Source organism: Paenibacillus sambharensis, from assembly GCF_003233845.1.
In the GTDB taxonomy this organism is placed as follows: Bacteria; Bacillota; Bacilli; order Paenibacillales; family Paenibacillaceae; genus Paenibacillus_I; species Paenibacillus_I sambharensis.
Map to the genome: position 1 here is coordinate 70,712 of NZ_QKRB01000053.1, position 15,730 is coordinate 86,441.

At 52.7% G+C, this 15,730-nt stretch carries 14 protein-coding genes; 4 read left to right on the forward strand and 10 right to left on the reverse strand.

Annotated features, from left to right (window positions below):
- Window positions 1–212: 212 nt before the first annotated feature.
- Both DNH61_RS17970 and DNH61_RS17975 read right to left on the reverse strand, forming a co-directional pair.
- Entirely contained in the window at window positions 213–1,046 is an 834-nt protein-coding gene (locus tag DNH61_RS17970; protein ID WP_111148068.1) for a carbohydrate ABC transporter permease, read from the reverse strand.
- Window positions 1,046–1,924: a carbohydrate ABC transporter permease gene (locus DNH61_RS17975; protein WP_111148069.1), complete on the reverse strand. Its 879-nt coding sequence runs from the start codon at window positions 1,922–1,924 to the stop codon at window positions 1,046–1,048. Before DNH61_RS17975 ends, DNH61_RS17970 begins: the two co-directional genes overlap by 1 nt.
- A 206-nt stretch (window positions 1,925–2,130) precedes the next feature.
- Here DNH61_RS17975 and DNH61_RS17980 point away from each other — a divergent pair, with 206 nt between their 5' ends.
- Both DNH61_RS17980 and DNH61_RS17985 read left to right on the forward strand, forming a co-directional pair.
- The gene (locus DNH61_RS17980; RefSeq protein ID WP_181438769.1) at window positions 2,131–3,966 is read left to right on the forward strand and encodes a sensor histidine kinase; all 1,836 of its coding nucleotides are present in this window, start codon (window positions 2,131–2,133) and stop codon (window positions 3,964–3,966) included.
- Entirely contained in the window at window positions 3,963–5,570 is a 1,608-nt protein-coding gene (locus tag DNH61_RS17985) for a response regulator (protein WP_111148071.1), read from the forward strand. The genes DNH61_RS17980 and DNH61_RS17985 overlap by 4 nt, the downstream gene beginning before the upstream one ends.
- Window positions 5,571–5,925: 355 nt before the next feature.
- On the opposite strand, the gene DNH61_RS17990 is transcribed toward DNH61_RS17985, so the two are convergent.
- Together DNH61_RS17990 and trmL are read right to left on the reverse strand one after the other, a co-directional pair.
- Entirely contained in the window at window positions 5,926–6,177 is a 252-nt protein-coding gene (locus tag DNH61_RS17990) for an AbrB/MazE/SpoVT family DNA-binding domain-containing protein (RefSeq protein WP_111148072.1), read from the reverse strand.
- Between the two features lie 193 nt (window positions 6,178–6,370).
- The gene (gene trmL, locus DNH61_RS17995; RefSeq protein WP_111148073.1) at window positions 6,371–6,835 is read right to left on the reverse strand and encodes a tRNA (uridine(34)/cytosine(34)/5-carboxymethylaminomethyluridine(34)-2'-O)-methyltransferase TrmL; all 465 of its coding nucleotides are present in this window, start codon (window positions 6,833–6,835) and stop codon (window positions 6,371–6,373) included.
- Window positions 6,836–6,971: 136 nt separating this feature from the next.
- Here trmL and DNH61_RS18000 point away from each other — a divergent pair, with 136 nt between their 5' ends.
- Complete coding sequence (locus DNH61_RS18000) at window positions 6,972–7,688, forward strand: response regulator transcription factor (protein WP_111148074.1); 717 nt, start codon at window positions 6,972–6,974, stop codon at window positions 7,686–7,688.
- Between the two features lie 99 nt (window positions 7,689–7,787).
- Here the strand turns inward: DNH61_RS18000 and serC are convergent, their stop codons facing one another.
- Window positions 7,788–8,876 carry a 3-phosphoserine/phosphohydroxythreonine transaminase gene (gene serC, locus DNH61_RS18005; RefSeq protein ID WP_111148075.1) on the reverse strand — a complete coding sequence of 363 codons (1,089 nt, stop codon included), beginning with the start codon at window positions 8,874–8,876 and terminating at the stop codon, window positions 7,788–7,790.
- Between the two features lie 95 nt (window positions 8,877–8,971).
- Between serC and thpR the strand changes: the two genes are divergently transcribed.
- Window positions 8,972–9,541, forward strand: a complete 570-nt coding sequence (gene thpR / locus DNH61_RS18010; RefSeq protein WP_111148076.1) for an RNA 2',3'-cyclic phosphodiesterase — start codon at window positions 8,972–8,974, stop codon at window positions 9,539–9,541.
- Window positions 9,542–9,602: 61 nt separating this feature from the next.
- Here the strand turns inward: thpR and glnA are convergent, their stop codons facing one another.
- The 5 genes from glnA to DNH61_RS18035 form a co-directional block, all read right to left on the reverse strand.
- Window positions 9,603–11,027 carry a type I glutamate--ammonia ligase gene (gene glnA / locus DNH61_RS18015; protein WP_111148077.1) on the reverse strand — a complete coding sequence of 475 codons (1,425 nt, stop codon included), beginning with the start codon at window positions 11,025–11,027 and terminating at the stop codon, window positions 9,603–9,605.
- 269 nt (window positions 11,028–11,296) lie between these two features.
- Entirely contained in the window at window positions 11,297–12,358 is a 1,062-nt protein-coding gene (gene aroF / locus DNH61_RS18020) for a 3-deoxy-7-phosphoheptulonate synthase (RefSeq protein WP_111148078.1), read from the reverse strand.
- Window positions 12,359–12,482: 124 nt separating this feature from the next.
- On the reverse strand, window positions 12,483–13,442 hold the full coding sequence (locus DNH61_RS18025; RefSeq protein ID WP_111148079.1) for a 4-hydroxy-3-methylbut-2-enyl diphosphate reductase: 960 nt from the start codon (window positions 13,440–13,442) through the stop codon (window positions 12,483–12,485).
- Between the two features lie 27 nt (window positions 13,443–13,469).
- A complete protein-coding gene (locus DNH61_RS18030; RefSeq protein ID WP_111148080.1) occupies window positions 13,470–14,969 on the reverse strand; it encodes a sensor histidine kinase in 1,500 nt (499 codons plus the stop codon).
- Window positions 14,969–15,661: a response regulator transcription factor gene (locus DNH61_RS18035; RefSeq protein WP_111148081.1), complete on the reverse strand. Its 693-nt coding sequence runs from the start codon at window positions 15,659–15,661 to the stop codon at window positions 14,969–14,971. Before DNH61_RS18035 ends, DNH61_RS18030 begins: the two co-directional genes overlap by 1 nt.
- Window positions 15,662–15,730 lie beyond the last annotated feature (69 nt).

Here is a 15,730-nt window from a genome sequence, read left to right on the forward strand (position 1 = left end):
TTTAATCCAGCTTGTTGAGTCTGGTACGTACGCTCTCTGTTGTTTCGGCCGTCTGTACCATCCTTACAATATTAAGTATAGCTCGTTTATGAAAACGCCTACACCGACGACATTGAACAAAAAAGTGTAGAATGTTGACGCTTTAGGCGGATTGATGGCCGGCTGCCCGGCCAGGACTACCAATCCGCCGCATTATCCTGCTGCCCGATTAACTAGCCTTTAACCGAGCCCGCTGTAATTCCCTCGATAATGTGCCGCTGAAGGGACAGGAAGAAAATAACGATTGGCACCACACCCATTACCAGTGCGGCCAGCGCCAGATCCCACTGCTTCGTATACTGCCCGAAGAAGGAGAACGTGGACAGCGGAATAGTGCGAAGCTCCGGCTTGCTTAGAATCAGCTGCGGCAGCAGGAAGTCATTCCAGATCCACAAGCTGTTCAGAATAATAATAGTGACCGTCATTGGTTTAAGCAGCGGGAATACGATCCGCCAGAATACCCCGTACGGTGTACAGCCGTCAACGACCGCTGATTCCTCAACCTCGAGCGGAATAGACTTAATGAAACCGTGATACAGGAAGATTGTCAGCGATGAGCCAAAGCCCAGGTAGCATACCCACAGCCCCGGGAGGCTGCCTACCAGCGAGAACCAGCTGGCTACCTTCATCAGCGGAATCATAATGGATTGGAACGGAATAACCATGGCGGCTACGAACATCAGGAAGAGAACGCTGTTATATTTTGTCGGCCTGCGCACCATTCTGTAAGCGGACATTGAGCTGATAATAACAAGGCCTGTAATGCTGAATACCGTAATCAACAGCGAGTTGGTGAAAGCCTGCGGATACTTCATGATCTCCCATGCCTTCGTGTAGTTCTCCCAGTTAATAGCATTCGGAAGCGCCGCTGCGTCAAGCAGGATATCTGCGAATGATTTAACCGAGTTGCTCAGCAGAAAGTAGAACGGCACCAGGAATACCAGCACAAGCAGAACCGCGAGAATTTCAGTCGTAAATGTACGGGCGGTATATCGCTTGGTTTCCATTATGCATGCACCTCCCGACGCTTAGTCAGCCATACCTGCAGGGTTGTAATCAATGCCACCACGATGAAGAATACCAGCGCTTTGGCAGTGCCCAGACCGTAGCGGTTATTCTGGAATGCTTCAAGATATATATTAAGAGCTACTGACTGAGTGGAATTATAAGGTCCGCCCTTCGTAAGCGACAGGATGACATCGAAGGTTTTGAAGGACCAGGATAATGCCAGGAACAGACAGATCGTTACAGCCGGCATAATGAGCGGAACGGTAATGTGACGCAGACGCTGCCAGGCAGTGGCGCCATCAATGGATGCCGCTTCGCTTAAATCCTTAGGCACGTTGATCAGCGCGGCGATATAGATAATCATCAAGTAGCCTGCCCCGTTCCAGACACTGACAATGACGACGCCCCAGAAGGCTGTCTGTTCATCGCCAAGCCATGGAAGGTTGAAGAACGAAAGCCCCGTCAAATCCCCGATTGCCGAGAAGCCTTTGATGAAGATGAACTGCCAGATAAAACCGAGCAGCAGACCGCCGATCACGTTCGGCAGGAAGAACAGCGTCCGCAGCATATTCCGGAGCTTAAGACCCTGTGTCAGCAGCAGCGCCAGAATAAACCCCATCAGATTCGTCAGCACAACGGCAACTATAGTGAACCTGACTGTAAAATCAAAAGAATTCTTGAAGCCTGCATCGCTCCAGAGGGCCTTGAAGTTGTCCAGCCCTACGAATGAGATACTGCCTGAAACCCCATTCCAGTCTGTGAAGGAATAATACATACCCATAATGAACGGCAATATGACAATAACCGCAAATACCACGGTTGCCGGTCCAGTAAAAACGAGCTGCTGCATCCATTCGCTGTTCCGTTTCTTGCTCATGCCCGTCTTCCCCCTTTGTCTGTAAAATATCGTAATTGGCGCACAGCCAGACGGCTCGGCCTTTATATCTAGTATAAAAAGCCGCAGGGCCTGCCAACACCGATACGAATGACGCGAAAGGTGGAACATATTGATCTTTCTCCTAACCGCCACTATAATTAGTGCGAGCGTTTGCACTACGATTATACACACACGGGGGAATGCTTATGGGGCTGCTGGAGTGGATGAAACGCAGTCTTCGCACCAAGTTAATTGTATTTCTCATCATTGCGATTACCGTACCCATGCTGCTGTCGATTTACCTGACGAACTCCCGAACCACCGAGATTGTGACCGAGGATGCACTGCAGCAGGCATCCAATCTTGTTTTTCAGGGTAAGACGAATCTTATTCATTATTTTGATGTCACGAATCAGGCCTCTCTGCTGCCCTATAACGATACCAAATTTGGGGACACCCTGTACCGGATACTGGAGAGAGGCAAGACCGACTACTTGTCCGAGGAGGAAATCTACCGCACAATCCAGTCTATATCCCGTTCTGTAAGAGAGATCCGGCAGGTCTATCTGCATGCCGAAATGGCGGAAAAGGGATATCTGATTATTCAGGGCAACCTCAAGAAAGCCGAGCAGTCCGCTCCACATGAGGGTGTAACGTTTCCGGAGGACCGCAATGTGAGCGTCCAGGCGGCGCATAAGAGTCATGAATACGGCATTCATACCAATCCCTATTATCCGCCGGAGGAAGTCATTACGATACACCGCCGAATTATCCGCATTCCCTCCTACAAGCAGATCGGCACCATCTCGATTGATCTGAAGAAGGATGTCGTGGATTCCATCTGCAGCCAGCTCTATGACCCCAGTAAGGAGCAGCTGTACCTGCTAAGTGAGGATGGCTCCATTGTATACGGCCCACAAGGCGCTGAGAGTGGTGCCATACTGAACGAGCCATGGGTTAAGACGCTGACCGAAGCCGGCGGCCCCAGCGGTACAGGACGCACCGGCAGCAGCAGCACCAGCAGCTGGTATGTGTATGAGAAGCTGGAGACGTCCTACATGAACTGGACACTCGTAAAGCTGATTCCCCAGTCTGTCCTGACGGAGAGCACGCGCCAGGTTACGTTTGTAAATACGGTCATCCTGACCATCTTCTTGCTTGCTGCAATTGCAGCGGCTGTCTATGTATCCTTTCGAATTACCCGTCCCATGAAACACTTGATCCGATATATCAATCAAGTGCAGACCGGCGATCTGGATGTCGATATCCGCATTCAGGGTACGGACGAGATCGGCATGCTCGCCGGCAAGTTCCGCAAGATGATGGAGACGATCAACAATCTGATATTACGGGAGTACCGGCTGCAGCTTGCAAGCAAATCCAATCAGCTGAGGGCGCTTCAGGCCCAGATACAGCCTCATTTTCTATATAATGCCCTGCAGTCTATCGGCACGCTGGCCCTGCAGCATCAAGCGCCTAAGGTTTATACGCTTATTGCACAGCTGGCCAAAATGATGCGGTACTCGATGAGCACCTCGGATCAGCCGGTAACCGTCCATGATGAGCTTGAGCATGTCAAAGCCTATCTCGCCCTGCAGCAGCAGCGCTTCGGCGACAAGGTCACCGTTCAATATGACATTCAGGACAAGGCCGCTGCGGTGAAAGTGCCGCGCATGCTGGTTCAGCCGCTTGTGGAGAATGCCTTCAAGCATGGCTTCGATCCCGCCGGAGGAAGGATTCATATCTCGATCACCGCCAGGATCATAGGAGACCTCCTGCAGCTTACGGTAGAGGACGACGGGCCGGGTATGACGGAAAGGCGTCTTGGTCAGGTGAGAGATGCCCTTCGGATTGCACGGGTTAATGAGCACGAGCAGTGGCTTGACGAGCATATAGGCCTTGTTAATGTTATGACCAGGATGCGCTTATACAGCGGACCGGAAGCTGATATTATGCTTGAACAGCCCGGCAATTACGAGAAGGGGGCAGGCGGACTGCGGGTTATCCTGCAGCTGCCCGGCAGCAAGGAGGAACAGGAATGAACATATTGATTGTGGATGATGAGCAGCATGCGCGCGAAGCCGTCAAGCTGCTGGTTGACTGGAACAGCTATGGGATCACAAGGCAGCTGGAGGCCGACAATGGGGAACAAGCCAAACAGATGATCGTCGAACACCGGCCCGAGCTTGTGCTGACAGATATGCACATGCCGATCTCTGACGGACGGGCACTGCTCGAGTGGATAGCCGGACATTACCCTGACATCAAGATCATCGTCATCAGCGGCTACAGTGACTTTGATTACATGCGCCATGCTATCAAGTATGGCGGTTCCGACTATCTTCTGAAGCCGCTAGATCCGGATCAGCTGAATGAGTCCGTCCGCAAATCCGTTGAAGCGGCACGCAAGTCAAGGGAGGATAAGCTTAAGCAGTCCGCCGAGAATATAGAGCGGAATCAGTTCAAGCCTGTGTACTGGGATAACGTGTTTACGCGCATGGCCTCCGACTCGTCGATCCCCGTTCAGCTGATCGAGCAGGTCAGCGCGGAATTCAGCATCCCTTCCGGCGGCACCACGTGCCGGGCCGTGATCTGCTCGCTGGAACCGCTCCCTCCTCTCCTGGTCAAGCGGTTCCGCGAGGACAGGGAGCTGATCGCCTTCGCCATGACGAATATACTGAACGACTTCGTCAGACTGAACTGGAAGTCCGGCTACGCCTTCCGGATTCCCAGCCAAAGTGATGCTGTTTATGTCGTACTGTGGGACGGCCTATCCATGCTTGAGCGCCGGCTTCGTGAGCTGCAGGATGCTCTCGCCGCAACGATGGGCGCCCGGCTGCATTTTGGCACGGGTGGTGTTCAGGCATTCCCGTCAGGCCTCAAGCAATCCGCCCGTGAAGCAAGAGAAGCGCTTCATAGACGCAATCTCCTAGACGGGAATCAATTCCTGCACTTCTATGACAAGCTGCTTCCCCCTGCTGGCAAGAGGCCGCATCTCAGTGATATCGAAGAAGCCGTACGCCTTGCCATTCTAAGCCGCAGTGAGACAGAAATCGCCGCCGCTATCCGGCGCTGGTCCAGTGAAGCGGCTGCCATGACCATACTGACTCCGGCCGATGTGGAGAGCTGGCAGCAGGAATACCGTCTCCTCTACAGCAGGTGGACGCAATCCTTGGCCGACAATTCTGATTCCATCCCCAAGACTGCAGAGTTTCCCGCTGCCTTCCAAGACGATGGCAAATTCTCGCTGCGCGAAACCGAACAAGCTATACTGCGCCATACAGTTGCCTTAGCCGAAACAATGGCTGCGAAGAAGCGCTCCGAGCGCAATGTGATCAATGACATCCTGCAGTACATTGAACAGAATATCAATGATGATCTGTCATTGTTTGCTGTTGCGAGCAAATTTTATTTGAGCAGAGAATACATTTCGCGCCGGTTCAGACAGGAGACAGGAACGACACTATCCGAATACGTGGAGCGGATGCGGATGGATAAGGCTAAGCTTCTGCTTGGCAACGCCGAGCTCCGCATTACCGATGTCGCCGGCATGGTTGGATACAGCGATGATAAATACTTTAGCAAGGTCTTCAAGAAGCAGACCGGGGTATCGCCAGGACAATACCGCAAAAACGTCCATGATTAATCTCACAATCAGCTCTTTGTAACAATCTGTTCACAATTTGCTTCGTTTTCTTTTTGGCTGGGCTTGGGTATAATATAAGCAATCATTGGAGGTGTACAGAATGAGCGTTAACTTTATCATCATCATGACCGTTATGGTCCTGTTCGTCCTCGCTATTCTGACGTCGTCGTATAACGATGACAAGACCAAAGGTCTCTAATGCGCGTGTGCAGCCGGCTGCTCCTTCAAGGAGCAGCCGGTTTGTTTTTCAAGAACCTCAAGCCAGTGCCAGCTTCCCGTCCGGATAACAAATATGCCCTCTTCAGCCGGAAGCCGAAGAAGGCATACGATACCTTACTATTTCACTAAGCCTTAATCAACCTCTGCGGAGCTGCGTCATGTCGGTGATGCAGGATGAGCACAGGTAACGGTCTTTAAATTCACGAACCTCATCCATTGCACCGCAAAATACACATCTTGGACGGTAACGCTCCAAAATAATGTGGTCCCCTTGAACCAGAATTTCGACAGGGTCCCCTTCATTCATCTGATACCTCTTGCGAAGCGATTTGGGCAGTACGATACGGCCCAATTGGTCTACCTTACGAACGACACCAGCCGGTTTCAAATGTATCACCTCTCCTGTATTCCTTGTTCCTTGTCAACTACATGTGTAGAAACCTAGGCTCTATAGAGTTCGTGGGCTAACTTGCTTTTCCTCCCCAACTTTCGTTTTTTCTTAATATCCTGCAACCAGGGTGCTATTTGCTGGCCTAAAGACTTGATTTTGCAGGTATTTCAGACCTGAATTTCCAGCAATTCTAATCCAACCCGGCAAAGTTCGTCTGTCTAAATGCCTCGAATAAAACGATAGCTGCCGAATTCGACAGGTTTAGCGATCTCACATCGCCGGTCATTGGAATTCTCAGGCAGGTTTCAAGATTGCGGTCCAGCAGCTCCTGCGGGAGGCCTTTGGTTTCCTTTCCGAACACAAAGAAGTCCCCGTCCCGAAACTCGAAATCTGAATAACGCTTGGAGGCCCTGGTGCTCGCAAAAAAGAACCTGCCCTCCGGGTTAGCCTGCCGAACTTCTTCGAAAGAGTCATGATGCTCCACATGCACAGCATGCCAGTAATCCAGCCCGGCCCGTTTCAGTGTGCGGTCATCCGTCAGGAAGCCCAGCGGATGAACCAAATGCAGATGTGCCCCCGTCGCCGCACATGTACGGGCTATATTGCCCGTGTTAGCCGGAATTTCCGGCTCTACCAATACGATATGAAATGCCAAACGCAGTTCCTCCTCAAATTTCCCTCTTAAAATTCCAGATGTTCGGATATTTTACACTCGTTTTACTTTTACTTAATCTTTCGCATAAGGTCAGCGTACATAATAGGATTACTAAAGTCGGCAAAGGAGAATCAGAGTGAAGAAGAAAATATTAGTCGTCGACGATGAACCATCCATTTCCATGCTCATTGAGTTTAATTTAAAGCTTGCAGGCTATGATGTACGCTGTGTTCATGACGGAGAGGCCGTATTCGATATGCTGAAGCCGTTTCGCCCCGACCTTATTGTGCTCGACCTTATGCTGCCCAAGATGGACGGCATACAGGTCTGCCGGGAGCTCCGTGAACAGAACAACGCGGTGCCGATCGTGATGCTGACAGCGCTGCAGGATGTGACAGACAAGATTGCCGGCCTTGATAATGGCGCCGATGATTACATGACCAAACCGTTCAGCCCGCAGGAACTGATCTCCCGCATCCAGGCAATCCTTCGCCGCGTCCAGCAGCTTCCGGCCACCGGAGATGGCCCTGTTCATGAGATCGGACGTCTGAGCATTCATGCCGAGCAGCGTGAGGTCCGTCTCGACGGCAATCTGATCGATCTAACGCCTAAGGAATTTGAGCTTCTCCTCTTCTTGTGCAAGCACCGCGGTAAAGTACTTAGCCGCCAGCAGCTGCTTCACGGCGTATGGGATTATCACTTTCTGGGCGATACCCGTATTGTGGATGTTCATATCAGTCATCTTCGCGACAAGATCGAGAAGAATGCCCGTACCCCGGAATATATTATGACAGTTCGCAACGTCGGCTACAAGCTGACCGGTCCCCAGGTAAAAGACTTGACGCATGCCTGATTATTGGCTGCGCTCCTCTCGCGAAAGACCGCCCTGCTGCTTGGCAGCCGGGCGGTCTTCTCTCTGTCTTGCCTATAGTAACTTACTATAAAAGTCCGATTAGCCGTTCCGTTTCTGGAAGTCTGCCATGAAGGAAGCCAGTGCCTGGCAGCTCTCATGTGTAACCGCATTGTAAGTCGAAGCTCTTAGACCGCCGACGCTGCGGTGACCCTTCAGACCAACAAAGCCCTGCTGCTCCGATTCCTTCACGAACTGCTTCTCCAGCTCTTCACTGTGGATGCGGAAGGTTACGTTCATCATCGAACGGCTGTCCGTATGAGCGAAGCCTTTGTAGAAGCCGCCGCTTTGGTCAATGGCATTATAGATCAGGTTCGTCTTGGCGCGGTTCAATTCGGCAACCTGCTCTACTCCGCCCTTCGATTGAATCCACTTCAATACGAGATTAACCATGAATACCGAGAAGGATGGCGGTGTATTATACAGGGAATTGTTCTTGGCATGCGTGTCGTAACGCAGCATCGTAGGCAGTGTCTTGGGTGATGATTCTGCCAGATCCTTGCGGATAATAACAACGGTAACACCAGAAGGTCCCAGGTTCTTCTGAGCACCTGCGTAGATCATGCCGAATTTATTGATATCGACCGGACGGCTCAGAATATCGCTGGACATATCCGCGATCAGCGGGACATCCTTTGTATCCGGGAAGGCCTGGAACTGCGTGCCTTCAATGGTCTCATTGGATGTAATATGTACATAAGCCGCGCGCTCCGGGATTACAATATCGGATAATGCGGGAATCCGGCGGTACTCGTCCGCTTCCGAGGATGCAGCAATTGCTGTCTCACCGATCAGCTTGCCCTCTTTCAGCGCTTTGTCCGCCCAGCTGCCGGTCATTACATAAGCGCCAACACGATCAGGTGCAAGCAGGTTCATCGGGAACATGGCAAACTGCGTACTAGCTCCGCCCTGCAGGAACAGAACATGGTAATTATCCGAAATGCCGTACATCTCGCGAAGCAAAGCCTGTGTCTCGTTGTTGACCTGCTCGTACGCGGCACTGCGGTGAGACATTTCCATAATAGACATGCCTGCCCCATGATAGTCAACGAATTGCTCTTGTGCTTGCTGCAGTACCTCCAATGGAAGTGCCGCAGGTCCTGCATTGAAATTGTATGCACGGTTAGTCACGTTTCCACCCCTGGCTTTCTGTATAGGATATGGTTATGATAGCAAGTTTAGTGATATGCTTCAAGTAAATATGACATTGACAAAGGGGAATTTACATGAAACAATCTGTGCGCTTATTCACTGGCATAGCGGTACCTGAGACGGTTCGCCAGGAGCTGGAGCGTCTTCTTCCCGGATGGAAGAGCCGACTCGCCTTTGAACGGTGGCCGCACCCGATGGATTGGCATATTACCCTGCACTTCCTCGGCGAGATGCCTGCAGGGAAGGTGAATGACATACGCTCGGCGCTGGACCAGGCCGCATCGGACAGCAGCCCGTTCATGATTAATCTTGAAGGCTACGGCGTATTTGGTCCGCCGGGAAGCCCGTCTATTCTCTGGGCAGGAATCAGCCAGCCCGTCCCCGAGCTCGAAGCCCTTCACGCCAGACTGGCCTCTGCACTGGAACAGCAGGCGGGCTTCAAGCCAGAGAAGCGCTCCTTCCACCCGCATCTGACCATTGCCCGCAAATACAAGGGCAAGGACCGCTGGAGCAGCGATCATATGCTGGCGGGTCTGCCGGAGCTCTCTGTATCCTGGCGCGCACAGGAAGCCGTTCTCTATGAAAGCCGGCTGGGACAACCCCCGATGTACTCGATCATTCACCGGTCTCCGCTGTCTGAATAATCACAGTTAAACAAAGAGCTCCCGCCGAAACGGGAGCTCTTGGCATGTATAAGTGCTGGAATTAGCAGTCGTAGTACAGGCTGTATTCGTGCGGATGAACACGGATCGATACAGCTTTAGCTTCAGCGCGCTTCAAGGAAACATAGTTTTCAACGAAGTCCTTCGTGAAAACGCCGCCCTCTGTCAGGAACTCATAGTCCGCTTCCAGAGCATCAAGCGCTTCGTCCAGAGTGCCTGGAACGCTGCGGATTTCTCTCTTCTCTTCGTCGGAAAGGTCATAGATGTTCTTATCGAACGGTCCATATCCCAGTGCAGTCGGGTCGATACCGCGCTTGATGCCGTCCAGGCCAGCAAGCAGCATAGCTGCGAACGAGATATAAGGGTTAGCCGTGGAGTCCGGTGTACGGAACTCGATCCGGCAGCCTTTTGGCGTTACAGCAGCAACCGGAATACGGACAGCTGCGGAACGATTGCCCTTCGAGAATACCAGGTTAACCGGTGCCTCATAGCCTGGAACCAGACGCTTAAAGGAGTTGGTCGACGGGTTCGTCAGCGCGATCAGCGCCGGCGCGTGATGCAGAATGCCGCCGATATAGTTCAGGGCCATCTTGCTCAGGTTAGCATAGGCACCCTTCTCCCAGAACAGCGGAGTGTCGCCATTGAAGATCGACTGGTGAACGTGCATTCCGCTGCCGTTGTCACCAAACAGCGGCTTCGGCATGAAGGTAGCTGTTTTGCCGTATTGACGGGCAACGTTGTGTACGATGTATTTATATTTCAGAAGATTATCAGCTGTTTTGGTCAGCGTATCAAACCGGAAGTTGATTTCAGCCTGGCCGGCCGTAGCAACTTCATGGTGATGACGCTCAACGCGAAGGCCGGATTCCTGCATCAGGCGTACCATTTCGGAACGGATATCCTGCTGCGTATCGATTGGTGCAACCGGCACATAGCCGCCCTTTACGCCAACCTTGAAGCCAAGGTTTCCGCCTTCTTCCTTGCGGTTCGTGTTCCAAGCCGCTTCTTCGGAATCAACCGTGAAGGAAGACGTATGCATCGAGCTTTCGTAGCGAACGTCGTCAAAGATGAAGAATTCGGATTCCGGTGCGAAGAATGCAGCCGTACCAACACCGGACTTCTGCAGGTATTCTTCAGCCTTCTGGGCGATGCTGCGCGGGTCGCGCTCGTAACGGTCGCCGTCAGGCGTGTGAATGTTACACATGATATTGAGTGTTGGATGATCTGTGAAAGGATCAACATAAGCAGCTTCCGTATCCGGCATCATAACCATGTCGGATTCTTCAATGCCGCGGAAGCCCGCGATCGAAGAGCCGTCAAACGCAACGCCGTTAACGAAGGTATCCTCGTCCACCTCAGTCGCAGGAAGCGTAATATGGTGCGCACGTCCCGCAAGATCTACGAAACGGAAATCGACAAACTGGATGCTGTTTTCTTTAATCGTGTTCAAAACATTTTGAACTGACATCTTGAATTTCCTCCATTTCCGAACATTTGCGTAAGTTAGAACTCAGATCGTTCTACTTTTTTCTTGAAACCTGTCGTTATTATAGAACCAGCCGCTGCCAGTCGTCAATAGCTATGTCAGGTATTTTTTGCGCGCATGTCAGGTATGCTCACACTTTTGAGCGTTTATTCATAAAAAGATCATGGCTTTCGGCTCATGACAAAAAGCAGCCGAAGGGGTATGGGAATTTTATCCACCCCTTCAGCTGCCGGTTCATTCATTTCCGAACGTTAACGAGTCCAGACGGCAAATGCTTCCTGCGGCTCTTTCACCGTGTTAAACCTCTTGCCCACGACCTCGGCGAGCTTCTCCAGGTCCTTCAAGAGAGCTGCGAACTGGTCTGGGAACAAGGACTGCACCCCGTCGCCTGTCGAAGAGTTGTCGGGATCGGTATGCATCTCGATAATCAGACCGTTCGCTCCTGCCGCTACTGACGCCTTCGCCATCGGTTCGATAAGCTCGCGGCGTCCCGTTCCGTGACTTGGGTCCGATATAACCGGCAGATGGCTGAGGCTTTGCAGCACCGGAATCGCAGCCAGATCCAGCGTATTGCGGGTATAGGACTCAAAGGTCCGGATGCCGCGCTCACAAAGCATGACGTTCGGGTTTCCGCCCGCCAGAATATATTCCGCCGCATTCAGAAACTCATCATAAGTGGCGCTGAAGCCGCGCTTAAGCAGAACCGGTGTCTGGATTGAGCCCAGCTTGCGCAGCAGATCGAAGTTTTGCATGTTGCGCGTTCCGACCTGCAGGATGTCCGCATGCTCGGCACAGATGTCCACGTACTCGGGTGTCATGACCTCGGTAATCGTCAGCAGCCCATGCTTGCGGCCAGCTTCCGCCATCATGACGAGCCCTTCCACACCAATGCCCTGGAAGCTGTACGGCCCGGTACGCGGCTTGAACGCCCCGCCCCGCAGCACCTGGCCGCCCGCATTCTTGACCAGACGTGCGATCTCGTCGATCTGCCTTGGGGATTCAACGGCACATGGACCGCCCATGACAACCAGGTTGTCTCCGCCAATCTTCACGCCCTTGATGTCAATGACCGTATCATCCGGATGGAAATCGCGGCTAGCCAGCTTGTAAGACTTCGAGATCTTGATGACATTCTCGACATCCTTCATGGAACGGAGATGCTCAGCCAGTGCCGGATCCGCCTGTCCGATAATGCCAATGACGGTGCGGTCCGTGCCGCGGGAAACATGCGGCTGAACGCCTGCCCTGAGGATATGGCCTGCAATTTCATTAATCCGCTCTTCGGTTACTTCCGGCTTCGTGATTACGATCATATTCATCTCTCCCTTTTTCACTTAAACGCTTATATGCTTTCAAGCTTTCATGCTTTTATGCTTTTATCTATTAAAGCAACTATACAAAAAAAACGGCTGATCGTCAACCGTCTTTTCTCATTTGCTATTTTGTCTGGCTCGCTGTCTTCTCCCGAAGGGTCGGCAGCAGCTTCTTCATGTTCACTGTGCGCCTTGCCTCCCATGTTTCAGGGTTCGCATGGTCATACTGCTCCAGATAGGTGATGACTTCCTTCGTTATAGGAGTCGGCGTCGAAGCTCCTGAGGTTACCGCTACGCGGTCAATCCCCTCCAGCCATTCCCGGCGGATCTCGGTCACATCCGCAACCCGGTATGCTTTCACGCCTGATATCTCTTCGGATACCTGTGCCAGTCTGTTCGAGTTATTGCTTCGCGGATCGCCAACGACAATACACAGCTGTGCCTGTCCCGCCTGCCCGGCGACCGCTTCCTGCCTTACCTGCGTTGCCAGACAAATCTCATTATGGACTTCTGCGCCCGGAAACTTCTCTACGAGCTTGTTTACCAGGTGACGGATATCCCACTGCGACATGGTCGTCTGGTTGGTAATCAGAATCTTGGCGTCTCCCAGCTCTAGACGGGCAATCTCTTCCTCCCGCTCGATCAGGTGGACATGCTCCGGTGCGATTCCAATCGCACCTTCCGGCTCAGGATGTCCCTTCTTCCCGATATAGACGATCTCGTAGCCCTCAGCCACCTTATCACGGATCAGATCATGCGTTCTGGTCACATCCGGGCAGGTCGCATCCACGACAGCCAGTCCCTTCTGCTCCGCTCTGCGGCGGACCTCTGGCGATACGCCATGTGCGGTGAAGATGACAGTTCCTTGCTCAATCTTCTCCAGTATTTCAAGACGGTTCTCGCCGTCAAGCGTGATGATGCCTTCCTGTTCGAAGGCGTCTGTTACATGCTTGTTATGAACAATCATTCCGAGAATATAAATAGGCCGCGGCAAATCCATATTTTTCGCTGCTTGCAGCGCAAGCACCATGGCATCTACGACACCATAGCAGTAGCCGCGGGGAGAAATTTTCACAATTTCCATCGTACACCCGCTTTCTGCCCTAACCCGCTAGTGTTGGTCCGGCTCCTTCATTATACCTGAATCGTCCTTTGGAGGAAAGAATACCGGCAGCCACACGATGAAGGTCGTTCCTTCTCCTTCGCGTGTCTTCACCTCAACCGAGCCCCCATGCTCGTCAATAATCCACTTGGCAATGGAAAGCCCGAGTCCCGTTCCCGCCGTTTTGCCGCGTGATTCATCCGCCCTGTAGAACCGCTCGAAGATATGCGGCACCTCGTCGTTGTCCATGCCGATCCCGGTATCCTGAACGATTAACCCTGCTTGGCCATCTACCCGGACCGCTCTCAGCTCCACATATCCTTCCGCCGTATACTTGAATGCATTCTCGACGAATATGAAAATCAGCTGACGCAGGTAGTCCGCATTCCCCATAACCTGGATATCCTCAATGGGCGACAGGTCCCCGATCTGCCAGTCCGCTCTGCGCGGAAGCAGGTTCGCCCGGCGGGCGACCTCTTCAACAAGCGGCAGGAGCTCAACAGGCTCCTTCTCCATCTCATAACCCGCATCCGCACGTGCAAGGGATAGCATATCGGCCACCAGGCGGCTCATCCGCTTCGCCTCATCCGATATATCTCTCATCGCTTCCAGCGACAACTCTGCCCGGTCAGGGCTCAGCACCACTCCCCTGCCGCCATCACCTTCTGATACGGCGGAGGCTTCGGACAGCTCGGGCCGCCACATTTTCTCCAGCAGGTCAATATTGCCCCGGATTGTAGTCAGCGGCGTCCGCAGCTCATGAGATGCGTCGGAAACAAACCTTCGCTGCGTCTTGTAGGCATCAGCAAGGTCATTATAAGTCTTCTCCAGCCGCCCCAGCATACCGTTGAGCGTATCTGTTAGCTGCCCCAGCTCATCATTAGGGGCGCCGCGGGGAATTCGCACGCTGAGATTCGAGCCGTTCTCGATCCGGTTGGTTGCACGGATGACATCCTCGATTGGCCGCAGCGCCTTGCGGGCCAGGAACAGGCCCAGGGTAAAGGCCAGAAAGATCGCCACGATGGATGTGAACACTAATATGGTTCGCAGGCTGCTCAAATACTGCTCCTGCTGTTCGGTATAATAAGCTACCTGAATAAGACCGACGACCTCGCCATCCGCCTCCATACGCAGCGGTACCTGATAGGACAAGAAGTGATAGCCTTCGACCATCATATCGGCAAAGCCTTCCTTCAATCCGGAAGGTTTGGCCGGGTACGGAAGCTGAAGCTGAAACCGGCGGATCGTATCCGATAACGGAAATACTTCCTGGGTATTGTAATTGACGAACTGGATGAAGACACCCTCATACTGCAGGCTGACGAAAGGCACGATATCAAGATTACTGATCGGCACAGCACGGATCTTCTGAGCCTGATTCTTCAGTTGCTCCTTAATGTCTCCGTACGTGTTGTAGTTGACGAAGAAGTAGATAGCCGTGCCGAGGATGACCATCGTAACGGCCAGTATGCCGGAGTACCACAGGGTAAGACGCAGCCTGATCGACATCAGCCATTCTCCCCTTTAAGCACGTAACCTGTACCTCTTACCGTCTGGATAAGCCGCTTGGCTCCTCCCTCTTCCGTCTTCTGCCGGAGCATGGCAATATATACCTCCAGCACATTGGACTCCCCGCTGTAATCATAGCCCCATATTTTCTCCATGATGGTCTCCCTTGCCAGGACGCGGCGGGGATTCTGCATGAACAGATGCAGCAGGTCAAACTCCTTGCTTGTCAGGTCAAAGGCTCTGCCCGAACGGATCGCTTCGCGCGAATCAATATCAAGCACCAGGTCTTCAAATACCAGTCTGCCCGCACCCGTATCCGCCTTATCCGATTTGCGGCGCAGCAGTGCGCGGACTCTTGCCAGCAGCTCTTCCAGCGCGAACGGCTTAACCAGATAATCGTCAGCACCCATATCAAGTCCCTTGACCCGGTCCTTGATCTCATCCTTCGCTGTCAGCATCAGAATCGGCACGGTGCTCCCGCTCTCTCTGATCCGCCGGCATACTTCCCAGCCATCCACATTCGGCATCATCACATCGAGCACAACCATATCCGGCTCGCTCGTCAGCATCGTCTTCAGCCCGCTCAAGCCGTCATTGGCCGTCATAATCTCATAGCCCTCGAACGCAAGCGAGCGTCTTAACAGCGAAGTGATCTTCTCATCATCGTCCACAACCAAAATCCTAGGTCTCATTCCGCTTCCCCCTAAATGTTCCTCTCATAGCAAGAAGCGCAGACAGGCCTTATCAGCCTGCCTGCGCTC

What these genes read in the sequence shown, in the direction of transcription:
- DNH61_RS17970 (WP_111148068.1), bottom strand. Translation starts at nt 1,046, where the DNA reads ATGGAAACCAAGCGATATACCGCCCGTACATTTACGACTGAAATTCTC.
- DNH61_RS17975 (WP_111148069.1), bottom strand. Translation starts at nt 1,924, where the DNA reads ATGAGCAAGAAACGGAACAGCGAATGGATGCAGCAGCTCGTTTTTACT.
- DNH61_RS17980 (WP_181438769.1), top strand. Translation starts at nt 2,131, where the DNA reads ATGGGGCTGCTGGAGTGGATGAAACGCAGTCTTCGCACCAAGTTAATT.
- DNH61_RS17985 (WP_111148071.1), top strand. Translation starts at nt 3,963, where the DNA reads ATGAACATATTGATTGTGGATGATGAGCAGCATGCGCGCGAAGCCGTC.
- thpR (WP_111148076.1), top strand. Translation starts at nt 8,972, where the DNA reads ATGAAACAATCTGTGCGCTTATTCACTGGCATAGCGGTACCTGAGACG.
- glnA (WP_111148077.1), bottom strand. Translation starts at nt 11,027, where the DNA reads ATGTCAGTTCAAAATGTTTTGAACACGATTAAAGAAAACAGCATCCAG.
- aroF (WP_111148078.1), bottom strand. Translation starts at nt 12,358, where the DNA reads ATGATCGTAATCACGAAGCCGGAAGTAACCGAAGAGCGGATTAATGAA.
- DNH61_RS18025 (WP_111148079.1), bottom strand. Translation starts at nt 13,442, where the DNA reads ATGGAAATTGTGAAAATTTCTCCCCGCGGCTACTGCTATGGTGTCGTA.
- DNH61_RS18030 (WP_111148080.1), bottom strand. Translation starts at nt 14,969, where the DNA reads ATGTCGATCAGGCTGCGTCTTACCCTGTGGTACTCCGGCATACTGGCC.
- DNH61_RS18035 (WP_111148081.1), bottom strand. Translation starts at nt 15,661, where the DNA reads ATGAGACCTAGGATTTTGGTTGTGGACGATGATGAGAAGATCACTTCG.